Source organism: Enterobacter sp. H2G27, assembly GCF_054403075.1.
Genome location: NZ_JBSVSI010000001.1, coordinates 3,605,425 through 3,621,784 on the forward strand (window position 1 = coordinate 3,605,425; position 16,360 = coordinate 3,621,784).

Annotated in this window: 19 protein-coding genes; 15 read left to right on the forward strand and 4 right to left on the reverse strand. The window is 57.7% G+C overall.

Going from position 1 to position 16,360, the window contains the following annotated elements:
* The first annotated feature begins 210 nt into the window (after positions 1 to 210).
* Positions 211 to 831: a TIGR04211 family SH3 domain-containing protein gene (locus ACW9E7_RS17025; protein WP_024906484.1), complete on the forward strand. Its 621-nt coding sequence runs from the start codon at positions 211 to 213 to the stop codon at positions 829 to 831.
* Positions 832 to 891: 60 nt separating this feature from the next.
* Positions 892 to 2,133, forward strand: a complete 1,242-nt coding sequence (locus tag ACW9E7_RS17030; protein ID WP_458728138.1) for a multifunctional CCA addition/repair protein — start codon at positions 892 to 894, stop codon at positions 2,131 to 2,133.
* A 10-nt stretch (positions 2,134 to 2,143) separates the two neighbouring features.
* Here ACW9E7_RS17030 and bacA read toward each other — a convergent pair whose 3' ends face one another.
* Both bacA and folB read right to left on the reverse strand, forming a co-directional pair.
* Positions 2,144 to 2,965: an undecaprenyl-diphosphate phosphatase gene (bacA, locus tag ACW9E7_RS17035; protein WP_115876294.1), complete on the reverse strand. Its 822-nt coding sequence runs from the start codon at positions 2,963 to 2,965 to the stop codon at positions 2,144 to 2,146.
* 105 nt (positions 2,966 to 3,070) lie between these two features.
* Positions 3,071 to 3,439, reverse strand: coding sequence for a bifunctional dihydroneopterin aldolase/7,8-dihydroneopterin epimerase (gene folB / locus ACW9E7_RS17040; protein ID WP_023333447.1), 369 nt, complete (start codon positions 3,437 to 3,439; stop codon positions 3,071 to 3,073).
* Between the two features lie 107 nt (positions 3,440 to 3,546).
* Between folB and plsY the strand changes: the two genes are divergently transcribed.
* Together plsY and ACW9E7_RS17050 are read left to right on the forward strand one after the other, a co-directional pair.
* Positions 3,547 to 4,161, forward strand: a complete 615-nt coding sequence (gene plsY / locus ACW9E7_RS17045) for a glycerol-3-phosphate 1-O-acyltransferase PlsY (protein WP_111963295.1) — start codon at positions 3,547 to 3,549, stop codon at positions 4,159 to 4,161.
* 91 nt (positions 4,162 to 4,252) lie between these two features.
* Positions 4,253 to 5,719 (forward strand): MFS transporter, encoded by a 1,467-nt coding sequence (locus tag ACW9E7_RS17050; RefSeq protein WP_458728139.1) that lies wholly within the window; start codon positions 4,253 to 4,255, stop codon positions 5,717 to 5,719.
* Positions 5,720 to 5,761: 42 nt separating this feature from the next.
* Here ACW9E7_RS17050 and ACW9E7_RS17055 read toward each other — a convergent pair whose 3' ends face one another.
* The gene (locus tag ACW9E7_RS17055; RefSeq protein WP_458728140.1) at positions 5,762 to 6,184 is read right to left on the reverse strand and encodes a MarR family winged helix-turn-helix transcriptional regulator; all 423 of its coding nucleotides are present in this window, start codon (positions 6,182 to 6,184) and stop codon (positions 5,762 to 5,764) included.
* 147 nt (positions 6,185 to 6,331) lie between these two features.
* Here ACW9E7_RS17055 and ACW9E7_RS17060 point away from each other — a divergent pair, with 147 nt between their 5' ends.
* From ACW9E7_RS17060 to ureG, 9 genes are all read left to right on the forward strand, one after another.
* Positions 6,332 to 7,345: an alpha/beta hydrolase gene (locus tag ACW9E7_RS17060; RefSeq protein ID WP_458728141.1), complete on the forward strand. Its 1,014-nt coding sequence runs from the start codon at positions 6,332 to 6,334 to the stop codon at positions 7,343 to 7,345.
* A gap of 148 nt (positions 7,346 to 7,493) precedes the next feature.
* Complete coding sequence (locus ACW9E7_RS17065) at positions 7,494 to 8,321, forward strand: urease accessory protein UreD (protein ID WP_458728142.1); 828 nt, start codon at positions 7,494 to 7,496, stop codon at positions 8,319 to 8,321.
* A 10-nt stretch (positions 8,322 to 8,331) separates the two neighbouring features.
* Complete coding sequence (locus ACW9E7_RS17070) at positions 8,332 to 8,634, forward strand: urease subunit gamma (RefSeq protein ID WP_003862556.1); 303 nt, start codon at positions 8,332 to 8,334, stop codon at positions 8,632 to 8,634.
* Between the two features lie 10 nt (positions 8,635 to 8,644).
* Entirely contained in the window at positions 8,645 to 8,959 is a 315-nt protein-coding gene (locus tag ACW9E7_RS17075; RefSeq protein ID WP_136195067.1) for an urease subunit beta, read from the forward strand.
* The gene (gene ureC / locus ACW9E7_RS17080; RefSeq protein ID WP_288462731.1) at positions 8,952 to 10,655 is read left to right on the forward strand and encodes an urease subunit alpha; all 1,704 of its coding nucleotides are present in this window, start codon (positions 8,952 to 8,954) and stop codon (positions 10,653 to 10,655) included. The genes ACW9E7_RS17075 and ureC overlap by 8 nt, the downstream gene beginning before the upstream one ends.
* 9 nt (positions 10,656 to 10,664) lie before the next feature.
* Positions 10,665 to 11,123 (forward strand): urease accessory protein UreE, encoded by a 459-nt coding sequence (gene ureE / locus ACW9E7_RS17085; RefSeq protein WP_458728401.1) that lies wholly within the window; start codon positions 10,665 to 10,667, stop codon positions 11,121 to 11,123.
* Positions 11,124 to 11,132: 9 nt separating this feature from the next.
* A complete protein-coding gene (locus tag ACW9E7_RS17090) occupies positions 11,133 to 11,672 on the forward strand; it encodes a HupE/UreJ family protein (RefSeq protein WP_143345560.1) in 540 nt (179 codons plus the stop codon).
* Positions 11,672 to 12,346 (forward strand): urease accessory protein UreF, encoded by a 675-nt coding sequence (locus ACW9E7_RS17095; RefSeq protein ID WP_458728143.1) that lies wholly within the window; start codon positions 11,672 to 11,674, stop codon positions 12,344 to 12,346. Before ACW9E7_RS17090 ends, ACW9E7_RS17095 begins: the two co-directional genes overlap by 1 nt.
* 9 nt (positions 12,347 to 12,355) lie before the next feature.
* Positions 12,356 to 12,973, forward strand: a complete 618-nt coding sequence (ureG, locus tag ACW9E7_RS17100; RefSeq protein ID WP_008503187.1) for an urease accessory protein UreG — start codon at positions 12,356 to 12,358, stop codon at positions 12,971 to 12,973.
* A 44-nt stretch (positions 12,974 to 13,017) separates the two neighbouring features.
* On the opposite strand, the gene tsaD is transcribed toward ureG, so the two are convergent.
* Positions 13,018 to 14,031, reverse strand: coding sequence for a tRNA (adenosine(37)-N6)-threonylcarbamoyltransferase complex transferase subunit TsaD (tsaD, locus tag ACW9E7_RS17105; protein ID WP_136195065.1), 1,014 nt, complete (start codon positions 14,029 to 14,031; stop codon positions 13,018 to 13,020).
* 236 nt (positions 14,032 to 14,267) lie between these two features.
* Here tsaD and rpsU point away from each other — a divergent pair, with 236 nt between their 5' ends.
* Both rpsU and dnaG read left to right on the forward strand, forming a co-directional pair.
* On the forward strand, positions 14,268 to 14,483 hold the full coding sequence (gene rpsU / locus ACW9E7_RS17110) for a 30S ribosomal protein S21 (protein ID WP_001144069.1): 216 nt from the start codon (positions 14,268 to 14,270) through the stop codon (positions 14,481 to 14,483).
* A gap of 115 nt (positions 14,484 to 14,598) precedes the next feature.
* Complete coding sequence (dnaG, locus tag ACW9E7_RS17115; protein WP_003862574.1) at positions 14,599 to 16,344, forward strand: DNA primase; 1,746 nt, start codon at positions 14,599 to 14,601, stop codon at positions 16,342 to 16,344.
* Positions 16,345 to 16,360: the final 16 nt, after the last annotated feature.

Genomic DNA, 16,360 nt, shown 5'->3' on the forward strand with positions numbered 1-16,360 from the left:
CGTCACAGACGCGTCAATGAGGGCGAACTTCCTCGCCATTTGTTTGTCAGTACATAGTATTTTGCGCCAAATTGCCATGCAATGAGCAATTTGTCGGGCGTAAATGTGTAGAGTCGTGACACAGATGATTCTGATTGCTGACGAATGCTTTGCGTAGAGACACTGTTGCCACTACTATCGTTCCACTATTTATGAAAATAACGACTAATGATGCTTAAATTACGCCTGATTGGACTTACTTTACTCGCTTTTAGCGCCGCAACCGCAGTGCACGCTGAAGAAAAGCGTTACGTTTCTGACGAACTGAACACCTGGGTACGCAGTGGCCCCGGAGATAATTATCGCCTCGTGGGTACGGTAAATGCCGGCGAGGAAGTCACCCTGTTACAGACCAACGCGGACACCAATTACGGTCAGGTTCGCGACAGTACCGGCCGTACGTCCTGGATCCCGCTGAAAGAGCTGAGCACCGTGCCAAGCCTGCGCACGCGCGTTCCCGATCTGGAAAACCAGGTGAAGACCCTGACCGACAAGCTGAACAACATCGACGGCACCTGGAACCAGCGCACCGCTGAAATGCAGCAGAAAGTAGCGCAAAGCGACGGTGTGATTAACGGTCTGAAAGAAGAGAACCAGAAACTGAAAAACGAGCTGATTGTCGCGCAGAAGAAAGTGAATGCCGCCAATCTGCAGCTCGACGATAAACAGCGCACCATCATCATGCAGTGGTTTATGTATGGCGGCGGCGTACTGGGCGTCGGTCTGGTGCTGGGCCTGGTTCTGCCGCACCTGATCCCGAGCCGTAAGCGTAAAGACCGCTGGATGAACTAATTCGTCTTCTCTGCCAGACTTACGTATCATTCTGGAAAAGAGAAAACGGGAGAGTTGGGCGTGAAAAGTTATCTGGTCGGTGGTGCGGTACGTGATGCGTTGTTAGGTCTGCCGGTCAAAGATAAAGACTGGGTGGTGGTTGGCGCCACCCCGGAAGAGATGCTCGACGCGGGCTACCAGCAGGTAGGCCGCGATTTTCCCGTCTTCCTCCACCCGAAAAGTCGTGAAGAGTATGCCCTGGCGCGTACCGAGCGGAAATCAGGTTCGGGCTATACGGGCTTCACCTGCTATGCCGCGCCGGACGTGACGCTGGAGGAAGATCTTCTGCGCCGCGATCTCACCATCAACGCGCTGGCGCAGGACGAGAACGGCCAGATCGTTGACGCTTATGGCGGCCAGGACGATCTGCGCAACCGTCTTTTACGTCACGTCTCCCCGGCGTTTTCTGAAGATCCGCTCCGCGTCCTGCGCGTGGCGCGCTTTGCCGCACGCTACGCCCATCTCAGCTTTCGTATTGCCGATGAAACCATGGCGCTGATGACCGCCATGACCGAGGCGGGCGAGCTTGAACACCTGACGCCAGAGCGCGTCTGGAAAGAAACGGAAAATGCTCTCACAACGCGCAACCCGCAGGTCTTTTTCCAGGTCCTTCGCGACTGCGGCGCGCTGAAGGTGCTCTTCCCGGAAATAGACGCGCTGTTTGGCGTGCCTGCTCCGGCGAAATGGCACCCGGAAATTGATACCGGCGTGCACACGCTGATGACCCTGAGCATGGCGGCCATGCTCAGCCCTGACGTGGACGTGCGCTTTTCCACCCTGTGCCACGATCTCGGCAAAGGCCTAACGCCAAAAGAATTCTGGCCTCGCCACCACGGGCACGGCCCGGCAGGGGTGAGGCTAGTCGAAGGGCTGTGCCAGCGTCTGCGCGTGCCGAACGAGATCCGCGATCTGGCGAAACTGGTGGCCGAATTCCACGATTTGATCCACACCTTCCCCATCCTCAAACCGGCCACCATCGTTAAGCTTTTCGATAACATCGACGCATGGCGTAAACCGCAGCGCGTGGAGCAAATCGCGCTGACCAGCGAAGCTGACGTGCGCGGGCGTACCGGGTTTGAAGCGTGCGATTATCCGCAGGGGCGTTTACTGCGTAAAGCCTGGGAGGTAGCGAAAGCGGTGCCGACGAAGGACGTTGTCGAGGCGGGATTCAAAGGTCCGGAAATTCGCGAAGAACTCACGAAACGGCGAATTCAGGCGGTGTCTGACTGGAAGGAAAAACACTGCCCTCAGCCAAAAGACTGAGGGCTATCGGTTAGAAGAAGACTACGTACACCGCAGCGGCAACGATAAAGCGATAGATCGCGAACGGAATGAACGAGATACGCTTAATCAACTGCAGGAAGGTTTTGATGGCAATCAGCGCCACGATAAACGCGGTGATGAAGCCAACGGCGAACATTGGAATATCGCCAGTCGTCAGGAAGTGATAGCTCTTATAGACGTCGAGTACAGTGGCCCCCATCATCATTGGCACCGCCAGCAGGAATGAGAACTCTGACGCGGCGTAACGGCTTACGCCCATCAGCATCCCGCCGGAGATGGTTGCGCCTGAACGCGAGAAGCCCGGCCACAGCGCCAGACACTGGAAGCAGCCAATGATAAACGCCTGACGATACGTCATATCGTCCAGACCTTCCGCGCGCGGCGTTTTTGGCTTCAGCACTTCCGCGGCGATCAGCAGGAAGCCGCCCACCACCAGCGCGTACATCACGTTAATCGGGTTAAACAGCGATTTGATGGCGTCGTGGAAAACCAGACCCAGCACCACCGCCGGGATCATCCCGAGCAAAATATGGATCAGCGACAGGCGACCTTTACTCATCCCTTCGTGCTGCGGCGGACGGCCAAAATGGATACCGATCAGGCCAAACAGACGGCGCCAGAACATCACCACCACCGCCAGAATCGAACCCAGCTGGATAACCACTTCAAACGTTTTGGCGGTATCGCCTTCAAAGCCCAGCAGATGGCCAACGATAATCATATGGCCGGTACTGGAAACCGGTAAAAACTCCGTCAATCCTTCGACCACACCCAGTATTGCCGCCACCAGCAGCGAGTGCATATCGCTCATCTATAAACCCCTAAAAAGATATAAAAAAACGGTCGCCCCAACGGCTACCGTGAAAGATACAGCTTTAAGACCGGTATAACCTAAATTGGTTTAGCAATTATGACGTTAATTCTTGCCTTTCAGATTTGTGCCACGCTCAATGATGACGCCAACGTTGGCGGCTCGCGCCACCGCGCCCGGCTTGCTCAGCTTGATGCGTACCCACGGTGAGTTGAATTTTTTCAGCAGCAATTCTGCGACTTCTTCCGCCACCCGTTCGACCAGCGCAAAACGTTGCCCTTCAACGTGGGCAATGACCGTTTCACTGATGTCGGCATAGCTGAGACAGTCGTTCACGTCATCGCTTTTTGCCGATTTGCGGTTATCCCATCCCATTTCGATATCGAACACCAGCTTCTGCTCGATGGTCTGTTCCCAGTCGTAAACACCAATTGTGGTGATTACCGAAAGTTGCTCTATAAATACAATATCCATCACGACCTGCCTGCTTTTTGGCTAAACCGGATACCACTTCCGGCGAATTATGCGTATTATCCACAGATGCTGAGAATACAGATACATTTTCAAAACGGAACAGCGTTATGAGTGCAATCGCGCCTGGAATGATCCTCCTCGCCTATCTTTGCGGCTCAATCTCCAGCGCCATTCTGGTCTGCCGCATCGCCGGGTTACCCGACCCGCGTGAAAATGGTTCCGGGAATCCGGGGGCGACCAACGTACTACGAATTGGTGGCAAGGGAGCAGCCGTAGCGGTTTTGATTTTTGATGTTCTGAAAGGGATGCTGCCCGTCTGGGGCGCGTATGCGCTGGGCGTCACGCCGTTCTGGCTGGGGCTTATTGCTATTGCGGCCTGTGTCGGCCACATCTGGCCCGTATTCTTCGGTTTTAAAGGTGGCAAAGGTGTGGCGACCGCCTTTGGTGCCATTGCGCCTATCGGCTGGGACCTAACCGGCGTGATGGCCGGGACCTGGCTATTGACCATTCTGCTGAGCGGCTATTCCTCGCTGGGCGCCATCGTCAGCGCGCTGATCGCCCCGTTCTACGTCTGGTGGTTTAAACCTCAGTTCACCTTCCCGGTGTCGATGCTCTCCTGCCTTATCCTGCTGCGTCATCACGATAATATTCAGCGCCTGTGGCGTCGTCAGGAGACCAAAATCTGGACGAAGCTCAAGAGGAAGAAAAAAGACGCGCCGTAAGGGTTAGTTATGCCTTATAGCCAAATGTGATTTTGGTCACCTTCTGCCTGTGGTAACTGTTAATGACACAACACAACCACATTAGAAGAAAATGGCTGAAATCACAGAAACAACTCCCCTTTCAACGGCAGGAAAACACACCGATGGCGACATCCAGTGGGTGCACAGCGCTTCGGATGTATCACGCCTCGTTAATGACGGTTCACAGGGCCGGGCCAATGCCCGCATCGTGGTCGGTATCGCGCTGGGCGGGATTTTCCTCGATGCTTACGATCTGGGCGCGCTGGCCTTCGGCATAAAAGATATCACCCGCGAATTTAACCTGACGCCCGCCGGGACCGGTATGGTGGCCTCGGCAATTACCTTTGGCGCGATTGTCGGGGCGCTGCTCGGCGGTTACCTCACGGATAAAATCGGGCGCTACCGCGTTTTTATGGCTGATATGGTGTTCTTCGTGGTGGCCGCCATCGCCTGTGCGCTGGCCCCGAACGAATATGTGCTGGCGGGCGCCCGCTTTGTGATGGGGCTTGGGGTCGGGATCGACCTTCCCGTGGCGATGGCGTTTTTAAGCGAGTTCGCCAGGCTGAAAGGTCCGGGAAACAAAGCCTCCAGCGTCGCGATGTGGTGCCCTACCTGGTATGCCGCCATCAGCGTCTCCTACCTGCTGGTGCTGTTCTTCTACGCCGTGCTGCCGGAAAGCCACAGCGACTGGCTGTGGCGTTTAATTCTCGGCTTTGGTGCAGTGCCAGCGCTGGTGATTATCGCCATCCGCAGCCGCTATATGAGCGAATCGCCGGTATGGGCGGCGAATCAGGGCAATCTGAAGGAGGCGGCGTCGATTTTGCGGCAGTCGTACAATATTAACGCCCACGTCCCGCAGGATGCGCTCGGCCAGCCTGCCCCCGTCGTGAATAAAGCGAAATGGTCAAACTATCTGAATCTGTTTCGCGGCGTCTATTTACGCCGCACGACGCTCGCCACGCTGCTGTCCGTCGTCTCCTCGTTCGCCTACAACGCCGTGGCGTTTGGTCTGCCGGTGATCATCTCCAGCTTCTTTGTTCAGTCGATGCTCACCACCATTCTCATTTCTCTGGTGCTTAACCTGCTGTTTGCCTTCGTCGGCGGACTGCTGGCGGTACGCTACGTGCCGCGCTTCGGCGCATGGCGAATGTCGCTTGCGGGTTATGCCTGCCAGCTTGTCGCGCTGCTGGGCCTCGCGCTGATTGGCCGACCGGAAGGTGCCTCTGAAGGCGTGCTTGCCGTGGCGATGCTGGCGCTATTCCTTTTCGGTCAGGGCTTTGGCCCGGGCGCCCATACCATGACGTTCGCCTCGCTGAGCTACCCGACCTCGCTGCGCGGCGTGGGCGTGGGTCTCAACCAGACGCTGATGCGCAGTAGTTCTACGCTGTCGCTGTTCCTGTTCCCGCTGCTGGTGGCGTCGCTCGACACCGCCGTGTTCTGGGTGATTGCGCTGGCACCGTTTATCGGCCTGGCATCGCTGCTGGCGATCCGCTGGGAGCCCTCCGGGTATGATGTGGATGCGGAGGACTATCGGTAACGACACATCGCTTCGGTGGGTTCCCCACCCACCGAAGGGTTCTTACAAATCGTCCAGCAGCGTTCGGGAAAGTTTTTTTAGCATATCAAGCTCATCATCGTTCATCCGCATGCTGCAGCGAATCTGGTCCGGCAATGCCATCACCCGTTTCTTCAGGTCTTTGGCTTTGTCGGTCAGTACAACATTTTTCATCCTTTCATCACCCACAACCGCGATACGGTTGAGGAATCCTTTTGCCTCAAGCTTTTGTACAAGCGGCGTCAATGTGCCCGAATCAAAAAACGTCTTATCGCTGAGATCGCGAAGTGGAATGTTGTCTTTCTCATAAAGCGCCATCAAAACAACGAATTGCGGGTAGGTCAAATCCATCTCTTGCAGTAAGGGACGATACTGGCGAACAAACGCATTGGTGACCGAGTACAGCGAGAAGCAAAGTAAATCATCTAGCGTTTTGTTTTCTTTCATTTTTCTATCAACTCCGAATCTGTTGCCTAAAAAAATTATAAATAATGTTTGACTAAAAGTATCTTGCACGCAAGTATTATACCAGCAACTAAGTAGCACACTATTTAGTTATCTCATCCGTTCAAATGCGCTTAAAGAGGTACCACCATGAAAACACTAACCGCCATCCTGGTTTCTTCCGTCTTCGCGTCAGCTGCTGCATCCGCTCAAACCACCAATACCCCAGCTCCGACCGCAGGCGTACAGGCGTTTCTTAATATTCTGAATTCCGGCAAGGGTAAGCCAATGGAACAGATGACCCCGCAGGAGGCCCGCCAGGTACTGATCGGCGCGCAGCAAGGCGCAAAACTGCCGCCCGCTCAGGTTTCAGAAAAAACGATCCAGGTAAATGGTCAGGCGATCAAACTGAAAATAGTGAAACCTGAAAACGCGACCGGCACGCTCCCGGCATTTATGTTCTTCCACGGCGGCGGTTGGGTGCTGGGCGATTACCCAACCCATGAACGCTTAATCCGCGATCTGGTTCGCGCATCAGGCGCCGCAGCGGTTTACATTGATTACACGCCGTCACCTGAGGCCCATTTCCCGGTGGCCATCAATCAGGCCTATGAAGCGACAAAATGGGTAGCCGAACACGGTCAGGAAATTGGCGTGGACGGTAGCCGTCTGGGTCTGGTCGGTAACAGCGTGGGCGGCAATATGGTGGCTTCCGTTGCGCTGCAGGCAAAACAGTTCAATGGGCCCAAAATTCGCTACAACGTGATGCTCTGGCCTGTGACCGATGCGAATTTTGATACTGCCTCGTATAACCAGTTCGAGAACGGCTATTTCCTGTCGAAAAACATGATGAAATGGTTCTGGGATAACTACACCACCAGCGCTGCCGACCGCAACAATATCCTTGCCTCTCCGCTTCGCGCCAGCGCCGCGCAGTTGAAAGGCTTCCCGGAGACGCTGATTCAGACAGCAGAGCTGGACGTTCTGCGGGATGAAGGTGAAGCATTCGGGCGTAAGCTGGATGCGGCTGGCGTCCCGGTGACCGTCACGCGCTATAACGGCATGATCCACGATTACGGCCTGCTTAACCCGCTGAGCCAGGAGCCAACGGTTAAAGTTGCCCTGGAGCAGGCAGGCGCAGCGCTGCATGAGCACCTGAAATAACGGCATCGCGATGTTTGTCAGACAGCACGCCCCCGGGGCGTGCTTTTTTGTTTCGTCTTAACCGCCATCCATAAGCGACTCATATGACAGCCTTCATTTCTGCCAGGGCATACTGAAACGACCCCGATGATGAGCAGATGGATGCAGCATGTTAGCAGCTCAGGTCACTGATAATTCGTACAAAGGCTGGCAGGCGTCGCTTGCCCTGCAGTTTTGTCACACCCCTGAGAAAACCCTCCTGCACTCCGCTCATCACGTCGGGCCGCTTACCGTTCAGCGTCCATTTTATCCCGAAGGAGAAGCCTGCCACCTTTATCTGCTGCATCCGCCTGGCGGGATTGTGGGCGGCGATACGCTGGACATTTCCGTTCGGCTGGACGCCAAAAGCCATGCGCTTATCACAATGCCCGGCGCCAGCAAGTTCTATCGCAGCAGCGGCCCGCAGGCTCGCCTGAATCAGCACTTTTATCTCGATGATGAATCCACGCTGGAGTGGCTACCGCAGGACACTATTATCTTCCCGGGTGCGAACGCCGCGCTGCGCTCCGTCTTCCACCTGAAGACCTCCAGCACGCTGCTGGCGTGGGAGCTGTACTGCCTGGGGCGCCCGGTGATCAATGAGACCTTCAGCCACGGCACGCTGGAGAGCCGCCTTGAAGTCTGGGTTGAGGATGAACCGCGCCTGATTGAGCGTCAGCACCTTGCCGACGGCGATCTCACGCCCGTCGCCGGATATCCATGGCTCGGCACGCTGCTGTTCTATCCGGCCAATGAAGAACATCTCGACACGGTACGCGAACGGCTCGCGCCGCTGGAACACTTTGCGGGGGCAACGCTCACCGACGATCTGCTTTCGGTGCGTTTTCTCTCCGATGACAACCTGATTTGCCAGCGGGTGATGCGTGACGTCTGGCAGTCGCTTCGCCCGCTTCTCACCACCAAAACCGCCTGTTCGCCGCGTATCTGGCAGACATAAGAGAAACATTATGGAACTGACCCCCAGAGAAAAAGACAAGCTGTTGCTGTTCACCGCCGCGCTGGTTGCCGAACGCCGCCTTGCGCGCGGGGTAAAGCTTAATTACCCGGAATCGGTCGCGCTGATCAGCGCCTTCATCATGGAGGGCGCGCGCGATGGCGAAACCGTCGCCTCGCTGATGGAGGCGGGCCGCCACGTCCTGACGCGCGATCAGGTAATGGAAGGCGTGCCGGAGATGATCCCGGATATTCAGGTCGAAGCCACCTTCCCGGACGGATCGAAGCTCGTCACCGTCCATAACCCGATCGTCTAAGGAGCGCGCGATGATCCCAGGTGAATACCAGATCCAGCCCGGAACGATTGCGATCAACGTCGGGCGTGAAACCCAAAGCGTGGTTGTCGAAAATCACGGCGACAGGCCGATCCAGGTCGGATCGCATTACCACTTTTACGAGGTCAACCCGGCCCTGAAGTTCGAGCGGGAAGCCACCAAAGGCTACCGGCTGAATATCCCGGCGGGCACCGCCGTGCGCTTCGAGCCCGGCCAGAAGCGTGAGGTGACGCTGGTTCAGGTCACGGGCGCGCAGCGCATTTTCGGCTTTCGCGGCGAGGTGATGGGCGAGGTGAAACATGGCTGAGATTTCACGCCGGGCATATGCCGATATGTTCGGCCCCACCACCGGCGATAAAGTGCGGCTGGCCGACAGCGAGCTGTGGATCGAAGTGGAAGACGATCTCACGGTCTACGGCGAAGAGGTCAAATTCGGCGGCGGAAAGGTGATCCGCGACGGCATGGGTCAGGGGCAGATGACCGCAGACGACTGCGTGGATCTGGTTCTCACCAACGCGCTGATCGTCGATCACTGGGGGATCGTAAAAGCCGATATCGGCGTAAAGAACGGGCGGATCTTCGCCGTCGGCAAAGCCGGTAATCCGGACATTCAGCCCGGCGTGACGATCCCGATTGGCGCGGCAACGGAAGTGATTGCCGCCGAGGGGAAGATCGTCACCGCGGGCGGGATCGACACCCACATCCACTGGATCTGCCCGCAGCAGGCTGAAGAGGCGCTGGTCTCCGGCGTCACCACCATGATCGGCGGCGGCACCGGCCCCGCAGCGGGCACCAACGCCACCACCTGCACGCCGGGGCCGTGGTATATCGCCCGCATGCTGCAGGCTGCGGATACGCTGCCGGTGAATATCGGCCTGCTCGGCAAAGGTAACGGCTCCAACCCGGACGCCCTGCGCGAGCAGATTGCCGCCGGTGCTATCGGGCTGAAGATCCACGAAGACTGGGGCGCGACGCCTGCGGCGATCAACTGCTCGCTGGAGGTGGCGGAAGAGATGGATATTCAGGTGGCGCTGCACAGCGACACGCTGAACGAGTCCGGGTTTGTCGAAGACACGCTGGCGGCCATCGCAGGGCGCACCATCCACACTTTCCATACCGAAGGCGCAGGCGGCGGCCACGCGCCGGATATCATCACCGCCTGCGCGCACCCGAATATTCTGCCCTCCTCCACCAACCCGACGCTGCCCTACACGGTCAATACCATCGACGAGCATCTCGACATGCTGATGGTCTGCCACCACCTTGACCCGGATATCGCCGAGGACGTGGCGTTTGCGGAATCCCGCATTCGTCGTGAAACCATCGCCGCTGAAGACGTGCTGCACGACATCGGCGCATTCTCGCTCACCTCGTCAGATTCGCAGGCCATGGGCCGCGTCGGAGAAGTGATTATCCGCACCTGGCAGGTGGCGCACCGCATGAAGGTCCAGCGCGGCGCGCTGCCGGAAGAGACCGGCGATAACGACAACTTCCGCGTGAAGCGCTACGTCGCCAAATACACCATTAACCCGGCGCTCACCCACGGCATTGCCCACGAAGTCGGTTCGATTGAGGCGGGCAAGCTGGCGGATCTGGTGGTCTGGTCCCCGGCGTTCTTCGGCGTCAAGCCCGCCACCATCGTCAAGGGCGGGATGATTGCCTGCGCGCCGATGGGCGATATCAACGCCTCGATCCCCACGCCGCAGCCGGTGCATTACCGCCCGATGTTTGGATCGCTGGGTGCCGCGCGCCACGCCACCCGGCTGACGTTTATCTCGCAGGCCGCCAGTGCCAACGGCATCCCGCAGCAGCTCAACCTGCAGAGCGCTACCGCGGTGGTGAAAGGCTGCCGGACGGTGAAAAAGGCGGACATGATCCACAACGGCCTGCAGCCGAATATCACCGTCGACTCACAAACCTACGAGGTGCGCGTCGACGGTGAACTGATAACCAGCGAACCGGCTGACGTTCTGCCGATGGCGCAACGCTATTTCCTGTTTTGAGGAGTGATGATGATCTATTTAACCCAACGCCTGGACCATGCCCACCCCGCCACCGCCAGCGTCACGCTGCCGATTGACGTACGGGTGAAAAGCCGCGCCCGCGTATCGCTGAACGACGGGCGCGAGGCCGGGCTAATGCTGCCGCGCGGCCTGCTGCTGCGCGGGGGCGACCTGCTGACTACCGACGACGGCAGCGAGGTTGTCGAGGTGATCGCCGCGCCGGAGTCGGTCTCCGTGGTGCACTGCGCCGATCCGTTCCTGCTCGCCCGCGCCTGCTACCACCTGGGCAACCGCCACGTGCCGCTGCAGGTCATGCCCGGCGAGCTGCGCTATCACCACGACCACGTTCTCGACGACATGCTGCGCCAGTTCGGGCTGGAAGTGGCCTACGCCAGCCTGCCGTTTGAACCGGAAGCGGGCGCTTATACCAGCGATGCCCACAGCCACTCTCACGCTCATTCACATTAAGGATTAATCATGCGTAAGTATTTACCTCTGCTGCTTCTGGCCTTTTCCGTTCCCGCGCTCGCGCATCCCGGCCACGGCGCCGACAGCTTCCAGGCCGGTTTTCTCCATCCGCTGACCGGACTCGATCACCTGCTGATGCTGGCGGGTGCAGGCGTGCTCTCGGCACTGAGCGGCCGCAAGCTCCTGCTGCCGTTTGCCACCCTCGGCATGATGCTCGTTGGCGCTATTGCGGGCAGCCTGCTCGGCGGCTTTAGCGGCATGGAGATGCTGATTATCGCCTCGCTGGCGGTCTGCGGCGTGATGATGTTTAAAACTGAAAATCGCTTGCTGCTGGCAGTGCCTGTCCTGGCGATGTTCCACGGCTGGGCGCACGGCGTGGAGATGTCCGGCCACAGCTTCTGGCTCTTCACCAGCGGCTTTATGCTCGCCAGCGCCACGGTCCTGTGCGCCAGCTTTGCCGCAGGGCTGCTGCTGCGCCGTCACGACGGGCTGCGTAAAACCTTTGGCGGCGGGCTGATTGTGTCCGCCCTGCTGGCGCTGATGAGCTGATGGAGCACGCCCGTCAGAGGCTGCGCCTGATGCAGCTCTCCAGCAGCAGCCTGCCGGTCGGGTCGTTTACCTGGTCGCAGGGGCTGGAGTGGGCCGTTGAGGCGGGCTGGGTCACGGACGCCGACGCCTTTAAACGCTGGCAGATCCAGCAGATGGAGCAGAGTTTTTTCTGCGTCGATCTGCCGCTGTTTCACCGTCTCTGCCAGGCCTGCGATCGGCACGATCTGGCAACGGCCAAACGCTGGACGGCATACCTGCTCGCCTGCCGGGAAACGCGAGAGCTGCGTGAAGAAGAACGCAACCGCGGGGCTGCCTTTACGCGCCTGATTAAAAGCTGGGAGCCGGACTGCCCGGCAGAATGGCTGGCGCTGTGCAGGCAAAGCCAGCTCTGCGGCATGGCGTGGCTCGGCGTGCGATGGGGCATTGACGTGCGCGAGCTGGTGTTGAGCCTGGGATACAGCTGGATGGAGAGCGCGGTCATGGCGGGCGTCAAGCTGGTGCCGTTTGGGCAGCAGGCCGCGCAGCAGCTGATTATCGAACTGAGCGACCATTTTGCCGCCGGGCTTGAACAGGCCTTTTTACGTCGCGACAACGCGCTGGGCGCAGCAACGCCGCTGTCCGCCATCGCCTCCGCGCGCCACGAAACCCAATATTCACGACTATTCCGTTCCTGAGGAGTCAACATGGCTGATTACAAACATCCCCTGCGCGTGGGCGTGGGTGGCCCGGTAGGGTCGGGCAAAACCGCTCTGCTGGAAGCGCTCTGCAAGGCGATGCGCGACACGTATCACCTGGCGGTGGTAACCAACGATATCTACACCAAAGAGGATCAGCGCATCCTGACCGAAGCGGGCGCGCTGGCGCCGGAGCGCATTGTAGGCGTGGAGACCGGCGGCTGCCCGCATACCGCCATCCGCGAAGATGCCTCAATGAACCTGGCGGCGGTGGAAGCGCTCAGCGAGAAATTCGGTAATCTGGACCTGATCTTCGTGGAAAGCGGCGGGGACAACCTGAGCGCGACGTTCAGCCCGGAGCTGGCGGATCTGACCATCTACGTGATCGACGTGGCCGAAGGGGAAAAAATTCCGCGCAAGGGCGGACCGGGGATCACCAAATCCGATTTTCTGGTGATCAACAAAACCGATCTCGCGCCCTACGTCGGCGCCTCGCTGGAGGTGATGGAGCGCGATACCAACCGCATGCGCGGCGAGCGTCCATGGACCTTTACCAACCTGAAGGCGGGGGACGGCCTGGGGACGATTATTGCGTTTCTGGAAGAGAAAGGGATGCTGCGGGTGTAATCAAACGATCCCCTCTCCCTGTGGGAGAGGGTTAGGGTGAGGGATTACGCCTCCGGCAGTTCCGCCAGCGGCCAGCGCGGACGCACGGACACGCTCAGGTCGGACGTTGCCCCCGCATTAAGGCGCACCATCCCGGCGTAGGCGATCATCGCCCCGTTATCGGTACAGAATTCCGGACGGGCATAGAACACTTCCCCGCGACGCTTTTGCATCATCTCGGCGAGCTTCGCGCGAAGCGTGCGGTTAGCGCTCACGCCGCCCGCCATCACCAGACGCTTAAAGCCGGTCTGTTCCAGCGCGCGCTTGCACTTGATCATCAGCGTGTCCACTACCGCATCTTCGAACGCGCGGGCGATATCGGCGCGGGTTTGCTCGCTGTCATCGTTATTACGGATCGTATTCGCCGCGAAGGTTTTCAGCCCGGAGAAGCTGAAGTCCAGCCCCGGACGGTCGGTCATTGGGCGCGGGAAGACAAAGCGCCCTTCCGTTCCCTGCGACGCCATTTTTGACAGCATCGGGCCGCCCGGGTAATCCAGACCCAGCAGCTTGGCGGTTTTATCGAACGCTTCACCGGCGGCGTCGTCGATCGACTCGCCCAGCAGCTCGTACTTGCCAATGCCCGTTACGCTAATCAGCTGCGTATGGCCGCCGGAAACCAGCAGCGCAACAAACGGGAATTCAGGCGGATTCTCTTCCAGCATCGGTGCCAGAAGGTGCCCTTCCATATGGTGAACCGGGATGGCCGGCACGTCCCACGCGAAGGCCAGCGAACGACCAACGGTTGCGCCAACCAGCAGCGCACCGACCAGGCCCGGGCCTGCGGTATAGGCCACGGCATCAATATCGGTTGAGCTCAACCCGGCCTCTTTCAGCGCCGCCTGAATCAGGGGAACTGTTTTACGCACGTGGTCACGAGAGGCCAGTTCAGGTACGACGCCGCCGTAGTCAGCGTGCAATTTCACCTGACTATACAGCTGGTTGGCCAGAAGTCCTTTTTCGTCGTCGTAAATGGCGATGCCGGTTTCATCGCAGGATGTTTCAATACCCAGTACACGCATGACTTGTTTTACCTCGTTTCAATACCGCGCAGTGTAGAGCCTGGGCGGGTTGATGTAAAACTTTGTTCGCCCCAGGAAGAAGGCTCGTGTATACTCCTCACCCTTATTAAAGTCCCTTTCAAAATCGCATCGGTGCTTTACAAAGCAGCAGCATTTGCAGTAAAATTCCGCACCATTTTGAAATAAGCTGGCGTTGATGCCAGCGGCAAACCGAATTTATTAAAGGTGAGAGTTACATGCCGGTAATTAAAGTACGTGAAAACGAGCCGTTCGACGTAGCACTGCGTCGCTTCAAACGTTCATGCGAGAAAGCAGGTGTTCTGGCTGAAGTTCGTCGTCGTGAGTTTTATGAAAAACCAACGACCGAACGTAAGCGCGCTAAAGCTTCCGCTGTGAAACGTCACGCGAAGAAACTGGCTCGCGAAAACGCACGCCGTACTCGTCTGTACTAATTGGTTGAGGGCCTCAGCCCTCAATTGACAGACAGAGTAATAGTCGTAAGGCCGTGCTTCCGGAAGGAATGCGCGGCTTGTTTTCGTTTATAAGTCGCTTAAATTTTTGGGGCATATGGCCGGAAGAATCCCACGCGTTTTCATCAATGACCTGCTTGCCAGAACCGACATCGTCGATCTCATCGACGCGCGGGTAAAGCTGAAAAAACAGGGCAAGAACTACCATGCGTGCTGTCCGTTCCATAACGAAAAAACCCCCTCCTTCACCGTAAACGGTGAAAAGCAGTTTTACCATTGCTTCGGCTGTGGTGCTCACGGTAATGCCGTTGATTTTTTAATGAACTACGACAAGCTCGAGTTCGTTGAAACCGTCGAAGAGCTGGCGGCGATGCATAACCTTGAAGTGCCGTATGAAGCAGGCAGTGGGCCAAGTCAGATCGAGCGCCATCAACGACAAACGCTGTATCAACTGATGGATGGCCTGAATTCGTTTTACCAACAGTCTCTTAAGCACTCTGCGGCTGAGCCTGCGCGCCAGTATCTGAACAAGCGCGGACTGAGCGACGATGTCATTGCGCGTTTCGCTATTGGTTACGCCCCGCCCGGCTGGGACAACGTGTTAAAGCGTTTTGGCGGCAATAGCGAAGATCGTAAATCTCTCATCGATGCAGGCATGCTGGTCACCAACGACCAGGGACGAAGCTACGACCGCTTCCGCGAACGGGTGATGTTTCCGATCCGCGACAAGCGAGGCCGGGTAATTGGTTTTGGTGGTCGCGTGCTGGGTGATGCCCTGCCGAAATACCTTAACTCCCCGGAAACCGATATTTTCCATAAGGGCCGCCAGCTTTACGGTCTTTATGAGGCGCAGCAGGATAACGCGGAACCTCCGCGTCTTCTGGTCGTCGAAGGCTATATGGACGTCGTTGCGCTGGCGCAGTACGACATTAACTACGCGGTTGCGTCGTTAGGTACGTCCACCACCGCCGATCATATTCAACTGCTGTTCAGGGTGACCAATAACGTCATCTGCTGTTACGACGGTGACCGTGCAGGACGCGACGCCGCCTGGCGTGCGCTGGAAACCGCGCTACCCTATATGACCGACGGGCGTCAGCTACGCTTTATGTTCCTGCCCGACGGTGAAGACCCGGATACGCTGGTGCGTAAAGAGGGCAAAGCGGCGTTTGAAGCGCGGATGGAGCAGGCTCAGCCGCTCTCCACGTTTTTGTTTAACAGCCTGATGCCGCAGGTCGATTTGAGTACCCCTGACGGGCGCGCGCAGCTCAGCACGCTGGCGCTGCCGTTAATCAGTCAGGTGCCCGGCGAAACGCTGCGCATCTACCTGCGTCAGGAGTTAGGCAACAAGCTCGGCATTCTGGATGACAGCCAGCTTGAACGTTTAATGCCTAAACAGGCTGAAAACGGCACGGTTCGCCCCGCGCCTCAGCTAAAACGCACAACCATGCGTATACTGATAGGGTTACTGGTCCAAAACCCCGAGCTTGCGCCGCAGGTGCCGTCGCTGGCGGGTTTGAACCACGAAAAATTGCCCGGACTTGGCTTATTTTCAGAACTGGTCAACACGTGTTTGTCACAACCAGGTCTGACCACCGGACAACTTTTAGAGCATTATCGCGGCACAAAAGAGGCCGCTACCCTTGAAAAATTGTCGATGTGGGACGATATAGCAGATAAGGACATTGCAGAAAAAACGTTCACCGACTCACTCAACCATATGTTTGATTCGATGCTTGAGCTGCGCCAGGAAGAGTTGATAGCTCGCGAGCGCACACACGGTTTGAGCAGCGAAGAACGCCGGGAGCTCTGGATGATTAACCAGGAACTGGCGAAGAAATAAGTCAAAAACAAAAGTA